At 54.3% G+C, this 14,546-nt stretch carries 7 protein-coding genes; 3 read left to right on the top strand and 4 right to left on the bottom strand.

Annotated features, from left to right (window positions below; genetic code table 11):
- Positions 1–208 precede the first annotated feature (208 nt).
- The 4 genes from ACLQ7H_RS06270 to ACLQ7H_RS06255 are packed head-to-tail and all read right to left on the bottom strand — an operon-like array spanning position 209 to position 10,276.
- On the bottom strand, positions 209–1,483 hold the full coding sequence (locus tag ACLQ7H_RS06270; RefSeq protein ID WP_411751926.1) for a hypothetical protein: 1,275 nt from the start codon (positions 1,481–1,483) through the stop codon (positions 209–211).
- Complete coding sequence (locus tag ACLQ7H_RS06265) at positions 1,480–7,782, bottom strand: AAA domain-containing protein (RefSeq protein WP_411751925.1); 6,303 nt, start codon at positions 7,780–7,782, stop codon at positions 1,480–1,482. Before ACLQ7H_RS06265 ends, ACLQ7H_RS06270 begins: the two co-directional genes overlap by 4 nt.
- A gap of 23 nt (positions 7,783–7,805) precedes the next feature.
- Positions 7,806–8,435 (bottom strand): 4Fe-4S single cluster domain-containing protein, encoded by a 630-nt coding sequence (locus tag ACLQ7H_RS06260; protein ID WP_411751924.1) that lies wholly within the window; start codon positions 8,433–8,435, stop codon positions 7,806–7,808.
- Entirely contained in the window at positions 8,435–10,276 is a 1,842-nt protein-coding gene (locus ACLQ7H_RS06255) for an AAA family ATPase (RefSeq protein ID WP_411751923.1), read from the bottom strand. The genes ACLQ7H_RS06260 and ACLQ7H_RS06255 overlap by 1 nt, the downstream gene beginning before the upstream one ends.
- A 262-nt stretch (positions 10,277–10,538) precedes the next feature.
- Between ACLQ7H_RS06255 and prlC the strand changes: the two genes are divergently transcribed.
- From prlC to ACLQ7H_RS06240, 3 genes are all read left to right on the top strand, one after another.
- Entirely contained in the window at positions 10,539–12,587 is a 2,049-nt protein-coding gene (gene prlC, locus ACLQ7H_RS06250; RefSeq protein WP_411751922.1) for an oligopeptidase A, read from the top strand.
- 200 nt (positions 12,588–12,787) lie between these two features.
- Entirely contained in the window at positions 12,788–14,068 is a 1,281-nt protein-coding gene (locus ACLQ7H_RS06245) for a tyrosine-type recombinase/integrase (protein ID WP_411751921.1), read from the top strand.
- Positions 14,069–14,273: 205 nt separating this feature from the next.
- A partial coding sequence (locus ACLQ7H_RS06240; protein WP_411751920.1) for a DcrB-related protein occupies positions 14,274–14,546 on the top strand: 273 nt, incomplete at its 3' end.

Here is a 14,546-nt window from a genome sequence, read left to right as displayed (position 1 = left end):
TTGAGGGTGCTAGACGTGAAAAAGCCTGGAAAAACCCGGCTTAAAACTATGCGACTTCCTAAGCCTGCATTGTTGCATATTTTTGGTTTACCTGGATATCGAAGTCGGTAAACAGTGCGACAGGTTTAACGCTACGCCCGTCTTTCTCCAGCCTGACAAAGTGGCGATATTGCTGAATTTGTAGGGGCGCCGCATTGCGCCCGTTTCACTAATCCAGGTTACGGCTGTTCTCCCCACGGTAATGATAGTCGGCCTGATCTGCCAGCGTATTGGCCGGTTTAGCAACTTTAAGCTGAGAAGCACCCGCTGGCAGCGCACGTTCAAGCGTCAATGCATCGCCGGTTTGTTGCAGTAGTTGTTCGAGTTTTTGCTGTTCACCACACCAGATTGACTCAATGTCGCTATCTCGCTGCGTATCCCGTTGTTCAGAGAAGGCTACTGCGCGAACCTGAAAACGTTCACTCCCCTGTGCTCCTGCTAACTCAAGGCCATAACCTGGCGTTGCCGGTTTACCTATCACCACTTTTCCCTCATTTGACCAGGTTTGGGCATCGCTCTCATGCACTTCATAGCCCAGCTTTGCCAACCCGGCGAGAACGGCTTCACGTCTGGCCAGCGCGGCAATATTCAACCGTTGCTGCTCCGTAGTGGCCCGTGCCGCAGCAATCGCTTCAAGCAACAGCGGTAATTCGCGAGAGGTTAATACCAGATTTAAACGCTCGATCAATGCGTTAGCTTCGGCGGTGTGATAGCTTCCCAACCCGGCAATCAGCAGGTTAAGCTGCTGCCTTTGTTCCGCCAACGCTCTTGCAGCGCGCGTCGCTTCAGCCAACTCCAGCGTCAGCGAATCGCTGAGCATATCCCAGTGAGCATCTTGCGTTAACCGCTCCAGTTCCGCTGCCCGATGGTTAAAAGCGCTGATATCCCATTGCGGATCGATTATGGCTAACTCGGCAATATGGCGGTCAATACGCCCTAAGCGCTGAGAGGGCGGATGTTGTTGGTGCTGGTGGCTAGCCGAAAGCTCGGACTGCGGATCTTGCAGGCGTTGTGCCAGCGCTTGCTGCTCTTCAGTCAAATACGGTGGCTGTTGGCCGCTTGTCAGCATCGCCTGGCGTAAGGCCAGCTCGGCATTGGTGCTTGTCCGCCGCGCACGTTGCTGTTGGCGTTGCTCAGTATGCTGCTCAATCAGCGCTTCCTGGGTCTGTTCAATATCCTGGCGAATAAATTCAATCATGCCAGGGAGTTGTTCGGTTAAATTGGCAAAGCTCTCGGCGCTATAGCGGTAGATATTATCGGTGCCGTTGCGTTGCAATTGCTGGTAGCGCTGGCGTATCTGCTCAAGCGCCAGCGGGTCGGCTGTGCTATTTTGCCGATTAAGTGCTTCCCACTGCTGCATCAGCGCACCCAGGCAGGCCATCGAACGGCGGTATTCGGCAATATCTTCACTTCTGGCACGAATAGTATGGACTGACGAACTCATAGACTCTCCTCGCTTACAGCCTGCTCGATGGTAACCACTGGTTGCTGCTCCATGTCCATGGCCTGGGTGATAGCCTGCGTTAAACGCAGACGTTCCTCTTCGCCATGTTGATACCATTGTTGAATAGAGATGCGATGGCGCGATGCGGTCACCCGCTTTAATACCGATGGACGCCATAGCTCCCGCGCCCTGGCACGCTGCAACAGCGCATGGCGTGGCATATCGCACTCAATGCCCAGTAAATAGCAGCCCGTTAACGGATCTTCAATAATACAGTCAAAATAGAAAGCGCCGTCCTGCGGGGACTCGGCAATGAGCCAACCCTGCGACCGGATATACTCAACAACGGACTGCACAAAGCCATCACGTTGCTCCGTCGGCGCACGGCTTGCTAATTCGGTACGATTCATGCGCATCAACAGCGCCTGACCTTGAGCAAAGTCGCCTGTTGATAAACAACGGGCATACTCCAGATAGCCTTGCAGGAAGTCGCGCGGAATATCCGGCTGACGGCGGGTAGCCAGCAGGTCGGAAATCTCAGCAATCGGCATGGAGGAAATAATCATCACCTGATTTCTGGCCCGGGTGATCGCCACGTTCAAGCGCCGCTCTCCCCCTTGCTGGCCAAGGATGCCGAAGTTACGCCGGAAGGTACCCTGGCTGTTACGGCCAAAGGTAGTGGAGAAGATAATCACGTCCCGCTCATCACCCTGAACGTTTTCCACGTTCTTCACAAAGAAGGACATATCCTCATCCTCTTCCAACCGCTGTTGCTCTTCGCGGTAAGCCTGGCGGAAATCGTCATGTCGTTCTGCCCTGGCTTCCAGCACGTTCTGGATCAGTTGCGCCTGCTTCTGGTTGAACGTCACCACGCCAACGGAAGGGCGTTCGGCATAAGGCTGTTGCCAAATCTCCGCCAGCACGGTTGCGACCTGCTCGGCTTCCTGCTGGTTGCTCTGGTTTTGATATAACCCATTGACCATCATCAATGAAACCGGCTTCACCGCAGCAATCATCTTGCCGGAATGCTGAACCGGAATATTTAGCCGATTCTCATAGAACGCATGATTGGAGAAGCTAATCAGCTCCCGATAGGTGGAACGATAATGTATGGCCAGCGTTTGGCTCGGTAATACGGTACGGGCCAGATGTAGCAGATCCGGGCAGTCGCTGATTTGCCGATAGTCCCAGCTTTCGGCCACCTCTTCCTGCTGGGCATTGTCCGTTTCAAGCAGCTCTTCGCTATCATCAGCATCGTCTTCGGCCATGGCTTTGCCGGAGAAGAAAGCGGATGGCGGCATCTGTTTCTCATCGCCGCTGACCACCATGTTGCGGCTGCGGAACAGGGTCGGTAGCGCATATTCCACCGGCATCTGGGAGGCCTCATCATAAATCACCGTATCGAATAACCCAGCCTTTAGGGGCAATACCTGGCTGGCAACGTCCGGTGTCATGAGCCATACCGGGCGCAAATGCATGAGCCCCAGCGAACTGCCCTGATCGATAAACTCCCTCAGCCGGCGGGCCCGCTTGCCTGTGAGGCGAGTGATCTCTTCCCAATCGCGCAACGGGCTGATGTCTCCCGTTTTGATCATTCCCGTCAGTTCAAGTTTGTTCAAGGCCCGCATTTTGCCGTCGGCGGTGGCCAACTGCTCAATCTGGTCGTAGATCGCCGATGGGGGTTGCAGCAGTATCGGCGAGCGCCATTCCAGCTGCTGTTTCCAGACTAAACGCACCTCACGGTCGAGCGCATGTTCCACCACCAACGCCAGTTGTTGCGGGGCGAAGTTCGCCAGCGTGGTGGCCTGCTGGCGCAAAATGGTCAGAATGGTCAGGCTGACGGCATCCAACTGAGCCGCAACGGGCCGGAACTGCTGATAGGCTGCCAACGAGGGTAGCGCAGCCGTGATGGCCTCAAGGGAAGCGGTTAGCGAGCGATTTTGCTGGATAGCCTGGGCGAAGATTTCCGTGGCGGAGCTTTCCAGCCAGCCTTGCAGATCTTCCAATGCCTCGGAACTAGCCTCCCGCGCCACACAGCGCGCAATGGCTGCGGCGATCTCGTCACATTCCTGGATAAAACCGGCCTGCTGGTGCTCAATAATGGCAGGGATCAGGCGCTGGATCCCCGTTGTACTCGATAGCCTTTGGTACAGTGTGCTGATATTGCGAAGGTCCCGCTGCGTGGTCGCTAACTGGCGGGTTAATGCCAGGCTGTCCAGTAGCCCAATGGCCGGTAGGCCCAGGCGTTGATACAAGCGGTTCAGTTCCGTTCTGACACCTCGCCACTGCTGTTCTGAACGGGCAGAAATCAGCAGGCGTGTCAGGGTATCAGGCGTGTTTTGCAGCCCTTGCTGTTGCAGGAATAATTGCAATTTGCTGCGGCGCAGGTAGTAGCAGGGATTAAGACGCTGCCACAGCGTGCGCTTTTCGGCTTCTTCCGCCGCTTTGCTTAATTGCAGTAGCTGTTGGCTGTCGCAGTTGGCTAAGGGGGCAAACATCAACGGATCGCTGCCTGAAGAGTCGATTTCCTGTAACCGGGCAGAGAGCTGTTCCAACTGGGCTAAAATCTGCTCACCCTGAACGACGCTGCCGTGATGGGCGTAAAACAATGGCAGCCACTGGGCCAGATTTACCCATTCTGCCGTGGTTAACGAAGCCAGTGAGGTCCGGTACTCCGCTAGGCTTTGTTGGTATTTATCGCTCTGGGCTACTTCAAACACACGGTGTGGATTAGCCAGCCCTAGCTCCCTTTGCTGCTCAACCTGGCAAAACCGTGTGAAACGGCCTGTGAAGTCCTGCAACGTGGCCTGATTCGACAAGAACGGGCTAAGCTGTGCCAGTGGGCTTTGTTCGTAATCTGCCGCCAGCCAAACCGCGATGGTTGGCATAATGGCACGCTTGATGTCCTCAAGCTGTGCCAAGGTACAATGTTGCAATACCGGCTTCAGCGCGGGTAGTTCCAGCCGATCGGCATGCGTTTCCAGCACCATCAGTTCACTGAGTAAATCCCGGTAACTGATGCCAATGAGCTCGTCCTGCTGATATAAGGCCTGATAGTAATCATCCAGATCTTGTTCCAACTGATCGAGGCGGCGGCCGGTCTTTTCGCGTGAAGTGACCCAGGGATTGACCTGGCTGGTTTCAGCGGGTTGATATAACGTCTCGAGCTGAGCCCGTACGTTACGGATGATGGTATCGCGGGCTTTCTGCGCGTCTTTGACCATCACCACGCGATCGCCCAGGCCGCCAGCCATAATGCGTTTAAACACTACCTCCAGCGCGGCCGGTTTCTGGCAGATGATCAACAGGCTGCGTTTTTGACCAATGGCGTCCGCGACCATGTTAACGATGGTCTGGCTCTTGCCGGTACCCGGCGGCCCTTCAATTAACAGCCCCGGTGCATTGCGCGCGGCCAAAACGGCAGATTCCTGCGAGGGGTCGCTGGCAGCGGTAAAATAGCACTGCTCTGCCGAGGTTGGTTGAGTGGCTGCGGTAACCTCCGTCTTCAGGCCCAACGCGGTTTCCAGCGAAGTGCCCGTAGGGGATAGTTGACGTAGTTGACGCAAATCTTCGCCGATTGCCTGGCCGATAAATGCCGCATGGAATAATACGGCGGAACCTACCAACTGGCTGGTATTCTCCGGTATTTCAACGCTCAGAGGGGGGAGGCGCACCAACTGATGTTCCCGCGCGGGTACCAGAGCCGCAAAGCTTTCCATCACCTCTTCGGCGCTCAACGCAGCCTGGCTCAGCAGTTGGTCGGTAACTTCCTGCCAGCGTTTAACCGCTGGAATGCCAACAAAATTCTCCAGCGCTGGGTTCAAATACACGGCTCCGCGATCGTGATCGAAACGCAGGCTGGCAACCCCACGAATGCCTGCCTCCATATTGATGTTGACTGGCCACAGTAGCAGAGGAGCGATACGCGGTTTCATCTGCTTGGGTTGGGTATTCACGACGATGAAAGGAAACCCGAGATACATCCCGTTAATGCCGGTATCCCGCATATAGAGTTGGGTTTGCGCATTAAGGGTGCGCAGTTGTCTGCCAGCCTGCTCACTCTCCAACAGGGTCTGGCTATCAACGGAGATAGGCAGGCGGCTACGGGTTAATAAATGGTTGAGCAGCGTTTCGGCGCTATTTCTCTGCCCATCCAAGCCCACCAGATCGACGCGCCCGGCATGTGGGCTGATGCTCATGCGCACCAACGAACCGCGCATCGTCGAGGCGGTGATCTTACGCGTGAAGAAATCCAGCACCTGGTGTATATAGCGCTGCTTTTCCGGGACCAGCCAATGCTCTGGCGGGATAGCTAACATCACCAGCGCCTGCTCAAGCGGCAGGCGACGCGTCAGCATAAAGTGAGCCGCCCAGCCGTCAATATCGGCAATGCTGCAGCGGTTAAACCCATTGATACGTTCGGCCAAACGTTGGTAAATCTCCGCGCGGGAGAGAGCCAGTATCGCGCGCGACTCATCGCGATCGAAGCTCATTATATGATATCGGTCAGCCAGCTCGCTGGCCTGCATCAGCAGGCTTTCTGCCGAGGTGAACTGCTCGATGTCGGCGCTCAGCAGTAGGATAAGCTCATCTTCGTTCAAATTACGCCGATCGATGAGCGTTCTCAGCCCGTTATGGGTCGTCTCCGGGAATAGCTTGCGTTGTTCTTCCCAAATCGCCAACAGGCGCGCCCGTGAGGTGGCCAGTAAATGAATGCGCAATAGGTCTTCATTAAAGGCGATCTTGAGGTTTGTCCCCCGTTGTCGGACCCTTTCCTGCCGTGCCTTGAGCTGGAACAGCCAATGCGCAGGCTCCTGCTGGGCAAGGAAATCCGGTAACGAGCTCACCAACAAGGCATGGCCTTCCTGCGGATGTTCCAGCAGCCAGGAGGGGGTCACAATCTCTCCCCGCAGGATCAGCGGCATATTGGGATTGAGCAGCTTTAATACCAACATCAGGCGGTAGTCGCCACTCAGATCGGCCAACTCAACGGCTTGCAGCAGCTGAGTGAGTAGTGAATCGCCCAAACTGGCCTGCTGCGCCCACGAAACTATCGTTCCCCGCTGCATCAGCGCCAATGCTTCCTGCCAGTGATGCTGCTCTGCAGCGGCCAGAGCAAACGTGGCGGGTTGCGTGTAACGCCGTTGGTTCAGCGTAATACTTATCTGCTGATTGTCAGCGGCGGAGTGCGCTTCATCCGCGACGGCCACTGGCCGCCCATCCAGCCAGGCTTGGACTTCTGGCCACTGCCAACGCTGGTGGCGATCGCGAGTTAACAGCCCGCGCAGCAATAGCCGTATCTGTGGTTCGAGAGATTCAGGCAGGGTGACGCCATTGGCCAACACCTGAATTAAAAATGCGTGGGGATGGATATTTTCAAAACAGCGGCCTTGGGTGATCTGCTCGAGCAAAATGATCCCCAGGCTCCACCAGTCAGAGGCGGCCGCAACGCCACCGGCCAAGGTTTCTGGTGCACTATAACGTGTGATCTCCAAGGGCGAAACGATATCCAGATCGAACTCGGACAGGCAGGCGGAGCCAAACTCGATAATCACCAGATCCAGAGGGTGACGGGTGCGGATCAGCAGGTTGCTGGGCCGCAGATTGCGGTGGCGTAAGCCATGCTCGGCAAAGCTGGCCAAGGCACTGCCCAACTCCCTGACGCTATGAGGGAGCTCTTCCGGCTGCCAGAAGTCGCCTTGGGTGGCCGCGTCTGCCAGTGAACCACTGGTGATTTCCTCTGCGACCTGCCAGGCTCGTGCATTCCAGCGGCCCGTCTCAAGAATTTCTGGCACATGCTCACGAGGCAGGTTGCGGACCACCTCATAAACGGCCATATCGGGTTCTGCGCCATAGGCGTACAGCGTCAGTATGCCTTGCTGGCCGCTTTCCTGATGCTGCGCCTGATAGCGTTCACGGATGCTGTCGTGCTGGTTAATACGCCGCAGGATTTTCCAATGCCCGATTTGGGTGACCGTGCCGAAATCCGCTGCTGGGGCGGCGGCTGGCGGCGGTGTAGCCAAGTCAGCCGCATCCGCACCGCATACCATACAGATCAGATCCCCATCTTCCATCGGGTGACCGTTCTGGCAATGTGCCATCGCGGGCAAAGCGGCTACAGTCTCGGTGGTTACCTGTACGATTTCTTCAGCGCTGACCACTGCGATGGGTCGCCAGCCATTGGCGTGAATAGGCTCGGAAGACAGATCCCAATCGCAGGGATGATGGTCGATGTGGCCCTCACAGAAAATCTCTGTTAATCCACGTTCCGTATGGCAATTAGGGCAAAAACGCATCATGGCGATAGTTTCCAGGCGCTGAGTTATTTGGTAACAGGAGAAAAGGAGTGCCCCTGCTGTTCAAGCAGGGTTCGCAGACGAAGTAAATCGTCCCGGCGCGGAATGCCTATCAGGCTGACTCTTCCCTGTTGATCAAGCGTCATATCCAGTACTTTTTCGTTCTCATTGAGCTGCTGGTCGAAGCCACTAAAGTGCGTTTTACCCACTTCGGTCAGCAAATGCAAAACCTGGTTATCACTGCCCCGCAGTTTAAGAGTTTGCGGGCTTTGTTGTTCAAACGGGCCGGACACCAGCGCATCAATCAACCCCGTCATGGTGCTCAGATGGGGAGCGATGGCGGCATAGGAGTGGCCGCTGAACACCATAATATTGCCGGTAAAACCTTGCCGAATGGCTGACAGCAACCGGCCTAATGCCTGAGGCTGATCGAAAGGCTCTCCGCCTGAGATCGTGATGCCATCCGCCTGCGAATACCAGGGGCGCAGCTGTTCTACCAGCGCTTCAATCGCTATCTTGTCGCGGGTAAATCGCCACGTCTCTGGCGATAGGCAACCGGGGCAGCGCAAAGAGCATCCCTGAAACCAGATCCCAATCCGCTTCCCCGGCCCCAGCGTGGTCACCGGAAAGTGCAAACGAGCCAAGCCCAGCGTCATCAACTTTGCCTGCTCAGAACCAGCTGTGTGGAGGCACCCGTCAGCAGTTCTGTCACGTGATAGCTTTCGCCCGGCTGTGCGTCGATATCAAACAACGCCCGTGAAAGTGGGTTCACCAAATGCGCTTCCAGATGGTTGCGAATACCGCGCCCACCGTTGGATAGATCGGCTAGGCAGATCTCACGCAACCGCTCCAGCGCCGTCTCGCTCATAGTGACCGTCAGCCCGAGTCTGGTCAGCCCTGCCAGCGTGTTCTCCGTCATCTGGCTAAATATCTGCCCGGCAACCTCAGGGCGAATAAAGTCAAAGACGATGATATTTTCACCGATACGGTTAAGCAGCTCAGGGCGGTTGAGCACCAGCTTAAAGTGGCGTTCAATCTCGGCTTTGACGTTTTTCTGCACCGTTGCAAACGGCTCTTCTGGCCGCACGTTTGCCACTCGTTCACCGTGATTATCCAGGCGATAGATACCCAGGTTGGAGGTGAAAATAATCAGGGCTTCGGAGAAATAGACCCGGTCGCCACGGCCGGAAGTCAGCACGCCGTCATCGATAATCTGTAAAAACTTATCCATCAGCCGTGGGTGGGCCTTTTCTATCTCATCAAACAGCACCACGCTAAACGGTTTTTCCCGAATGGCGTTGGTCAACTCGCCGCCCTGGTTATAACCAATGTAGCCCGGCGGAGCGCCAATCAGACGTTGGTCGGCATGTTCGGCACTAAATTCCGACATATCGAAGCGAATATAGGTACTTTCATCACCAAATAGCAGCTCGGTGACGGTTTTAGCCAGCTCGGTTTTACCCACGCCGGTCGGGCCAGCCAAGAAGACGACGCCACGAGGGCGTCCCCCTTGTTTTCCGCCGCCTACGCCGGTGACCGCTCGCTTGATGATGTCCAACATATGAGTAATGGCGTGCGTCTGCCCTTTAACGCGTTTTTGGATAGTGCCTGCGGCCTGGCGGATTTTCTCTTTCTCAATTTTCAGCCATGGGTCTTCGGTGATCCCCACTTTGTAGCGCCGAACCGCGTCGCTAATCTGCTCCTGAGCCACCCCTTCAATGCGGGCCAGCCGGGCAATGGCGTTCATATCCAGCAGCAGTAACCCTTCCGTTTCATCCACAAACTCCTGAGCCGCCTGTGCCAGGATGGCCGCGTCAGTGGATTGGCCCGGTAGAGCGCGTAATAATGCGGGGGCTAGCATATGGCGGGCTATTCGATCGGGTTTGGCGACCGGGATAGGGCGGATCATCGGGTTATCGATCAGGAACCAATCGGGTAAATCGCCTTCTTTATCTACCACCCACAAAACGGTATTAAAAAATGCCCGGCGCTGATCACCGTAAGGGCGTGCACGAGCCTGATGGGACAGCACCAAGGCGCGGGTAAATAGGCTATGCTCCACCGGTGAGAGGTTATCCCGGTGATTAATCAGGCAGGAGGCGAAATCAACAATCAACACCACCGGCTCGCCGGGGAGCTCAATCAGCCTTTCCAGCGTAGCGCTCAACAGATCCATTCCACCGTTGGCACGACCGTCTACCACGTTAAGGCCTAGTTGGCTCAGCAGCTTCAGCGTGGGAGCAGGGTCTTCCCCTGGCGGCACCATCGGCATAAAGCCGTTAAGCAGGTTAAAAATCACTACGTGCTGATAGCCCGCCTCCCGCAGCGCATTATGCAGCGATTGGTTAAACGCCAACGGTGTGACGATGCCAGGGCTAACCTCACAGGCTTGCAGATCGCGTACGTTGCCTGTCAGCACGAACTGGCTTTTTAACGGTAAAAAGCGCAGCAGGTCGCGCATCCAACGAGGTTGCTGATAACGATACGGCTGGAGCATTGAGATCCCTTGTGATTGTTTGCGGCGGAGCATCTGCGCCACATCGCTATGCGCGATAAGTAAGCCATCCCTAGCCTGCAAGGATAATTCATCTGGACGGGGACAGATAGTGATGTGCTTGGCATAGCACTAACATCAACTGGCGAAGAAGCGGGTGATGACCATTGATTTTCCCGCCGGTTGGCACCATGTTAGAGAGAAGCTTATCTTTGTCTGGCCTGATGTGCGCATCGGGTCCACTACCTTAATCAGGACTTCCTCTATGACCAATGCGTTGCTGACACCGTTTGCCTTACCGCCGTTTTCTGCCATTCGCCCTGAAGATATCGTCCCTGCGGTGACATCCGCACTGGCCGACTGCCGCGCTGCAGTTGAGCGCGTTGTGGCACAACCGGGGCCGTTTACCTGGGAAAATCTGTGTCAGCCGCTGGCCGAATCTGACGATCGCCTGTCACGCATCTGGTCACCTGTTGGCCACTTAAACTCGGTAAAAAATAGCCCGGAACTGCGCGAAGCTTACGAACAGGCGCTGCCGCTGCTTTCCGAATACGGGACTTGGGTGGGTCAGCATGAAGGGCTGTACCAGGCCTATCGTAATCTCAAAGAGGGCGAAGGCTTTGCCAAACTGACCGCGCCACAGCGCAAGTCGGTCGAAAATGCGCTGCGTGATTTTCAGCTGTCGGGTATTGGCCTGCCAAAGGAAAAACAAAAGCGTTATGGCGAGATCGTGGCGCGTCTGTCTGAACTGGGTTCGACCTACAGCAATAATGTACTTGATGCCACCATGGGTTGGAGCAAGTTGATTACCGATGTCAGCGAACTGAGCGGCCTACCGGAAAGCGCACTGGCCCAAGCCCAGGCGATGGCGCAGGCCAAAGAGCAGGAAGGCTGGTTATTGACGCTGGACATGCCGAGCTATTTGCCGGTGATGACCTATGCCGATAATCAGGCACTGCGTGAAGAGATGTATCGTGCCTTCACCACTCGCGCCTCCGATCAGGGTCCGAATGCCGGTAAGTGGGATAACAGCGAAGTGATGGCGGAAACGCTGGCTCTGCGCCATGAACTGGCGCAACTGCTGGGCTTTGCCAGCTATGCGCAAAAATCGTTGGCGACCAAGATGGCAGAAAGCCCGGAGCAGGTGCTCGGTTTTCTGAGCGATCTGGCCAAGCGTGCTCGCCCACAGGCAGAGCAGGAACTGGCACAGCTGCGTGCTTTTGCCAAGCAGCATTACGGCGTGGAAGAGCTAGAGGCTTGGGATATCGGCTATTACGGAGAAAAACAGAAGCAACATCTGTTCTCCATCAGTGATGAGCAGTTACGTCCGTACTTCCCGGAACAGCGCGTGCTGGAAGGGCTGTTCGAAGTGGTTAACCGTATTTACGGCATCACTGCCAAAGAGCGTCAGGGTGTGGATACCTGGCATCCGGAGGTGCGTTTCTTCGATCTGTTCGATGCAAAAGGTGAACTGCGCGGCAGCTTCTATCTGGACTTGTATGCTCGCGAGAACAAGCGCGGTGGTGCATGGATGGATGACTGCGTCGGCAGCCTGCGCAAAGCGAATGGCGAGTTGCAAAAGCCGGTGGCTTATCTCACCTGTAACTTTAACCGCCCGCTGGGAGACCAGCCAGCGCTGTTTACCCATAACGAAGTCACCACGCTGTTCCATGAGTTTGGCCACGGTCTGCACCATATGCTGACGCAGATCGATACCGCCGGGGTTTCTGGTATCAACGGTGTGCCTTGGGATGCAGTGGAGCTGCCAAGCCAGTTTATGGAAAACTGGTGCTGGGAGCCGGAGGCGTTGGCGTTTATTTCTGGTCACTTCCATACCGGCGAACCACTGCCGAAAGCCTTGCTGGACAAAATGCTGGAGGCGAAAAACTACCAGGCAGCGCTGTTTATCCTGCGTCAGCTGGAGTTTGGCCTGTTCGATTTCCGTATGCACGCCGAATACAGCCCGGAAAAAGGGGCGCAGATCCTGCCAACCCTGTTTGAGGTGAAGAAAATGGTGGCGGTGGTGCCTTCGCCGAGCTGGGGCCGTTTCCCACACGCATTCAGCCATATCTTTGCCGGCGGCTATGCGGCGGGTTACTACAGCTACCTGTGGGCGGAAGTGTTGTCGGCAGATGCCTACTCGCGCTTTGAAGATGAAGGGATTTTCAACGCTGAAACCGGTCAATCCTTCCTCGATAACATCCTGTCACGCGGGGGTTCAGAAGAGCCGATGGAATTGTTCAAACGCTTCCGTGGCCGTGAACCGAAGCTGGATGCTATGCTGCGCCATTACAATATCAAGTCTGATTTCTAGTGATGAAATCAACGATTAATTTTATTTATTTTGTTGATGATTAAGTATTTTATGTGGGGTTTGTTGTTTCTTGTTGTCTCATCAAATCCCACTAAAAACCACTGAATCCTACATTTTATTGTAGGTCGAAATGTGGCTTGTAAGCTTGCCTATGGTATAATGTATGTCATACAACAGTGACAGTACATGGAGCCAGTCAGGTGGAAAAAACAGAGAAAAAACCACTGTCAACCAAAGCTATTGAAGCCATGAAACCGGGCGACAAAGACAAAGCTGACACAGGCGAAAATCGAGCATTACGGATCACTTGTGGCGCTACCGGAGTTAAAACTTTCTTCTACCGATACACCAGTCCCCTTACTCACAAACTAACCCAAGTTAAGATCGGTCACTTCCCCAATATCTCTTTGGCACTGGCTCGCGCTGAACTGCAAGCACTTAAGCAGGTAAAGAACGAAGGCCGCTGCCCTGCTGCTGAACGCAAAGTTACAAAACAACAAAAGCACCAGGAGGAATTAGCAGCACAGAAGGCTGTTTTCACTGTCCGAGATTTGGTTGAGCTGTATCTGACCCAGCGCATTGAAGATCGTAAAGGGAAAGACGGAAAAATTATCAAGGGAGCAAGAAAGCTTCCGGGGCAATATCCATGCCGATGTATGTTAGTTAGTAATGTGGTGGATAAAATCGGTGATTGTGCTGCACAAGATGTTACCCGCAAAAATGTTATCGATCTCGTTATGGCGGTTGTTGATCGTGGGGCTAACGTTTTGGCTGGCAACATGCTTCGTGAACTTTGTGCTGCTTATGAGTTTGCACTTGGTCTGGGAAAATTGGATGAGAACTTCGCTAACCCTGCCTTATTAGCTAAGGCCAGCTTGTCTCAAGCCAAAATGAAACTCACTTCTACGCCGGGTAAGCGTGTTCTATCAGAAAATGAATTAGTGCAGATGATAAATTGGCTACCTAATTCGGTTTATCCTGTGAATGTTAAAAATGTTTTGCAGCTGACTTTATTGACCGGTTGTCGTACAGGTGAAATTTGCAGCATCGCATGGCAAGACATTAATCTGGATAGTGGCACCATTCACTTGCGTGAAACAAAAACTGAAAGCGAACGGCATGTACAGTTATCCCAGCAGGCAATCCAGTTTCTCCAATCACTTGAGACAAAAACAGGGCAATTCGTATTTCCTTCCAAGTTGACTCGAAAGCCTATTCAACAATCCGCACTGAACCTTGCTGCTGGCAAATTGCGTAGGAACGGAAAAATGCTCGATATTCCGTCTTGGACTCCGCATGATCTACGCCGAACCGTGCGCACTGGATTGGCCCGTCTTGGGTGCCCTAATGAAGTTGCGGAAGCCGTGTTAGGCCATTCTCGTAAGGGTATCGAAGGTACTTATGACCTCTACCGCTACGACAGGGAATGCAAGGTCTGGCTGCAAAAATGGGCTGATTACCTCGATACTTTGAAAGCATGATCTGATATCTCACTCTTTATAGCACCCGAATCATTCAGGACGTAAATAACAAAACATCAGAAATCATGCCAACATCAATATGTAAGCGAATTTGATGTGAACGATATTATTTTTTTGCTGGTTTCGCTTTGTCTGCCGTCGCTTATCTATAAACAGTATGATAAACCTACATGCCATTGATAAGGATTTTGCATGGAGTACGGGAATGTCTCAGGTTTCAGAACCACGTTGTGTCTTTACTGAAGGTAGTATTGCCCTACCAGATGGCTGTCGTGAGCAAACTGTCAATATCTTGATGACCAGCAACGGCCCATCCTTGAACATCTCCCGTGACCAATTTCGCCCCGACGAAGACTTTGCCGCCTACCTGTCCCGCCAGCGTGAGGTGTTGCAAAAAGGCTTGCGCAAGTACCAGGCTCTCGACGAACAGCCCGCCGTCTTGGGCGATAGCCTGTTCCACGGCATCACGCTGCTTTCC

Origin of the sequence: Serratia sp. (in: enterobacteria) (assembly GCF_046715635.1) — a bacterium.
Taxonomy (GTDB): domain Bacteria; phylum Pseudomonadota; class Gammaproteobacteria; order Enterobacterales; family Enterobacteriaceae; genus Chania.
This window is presented reverse-complemented; position numbering and strand designations above follow the sequence as displayed.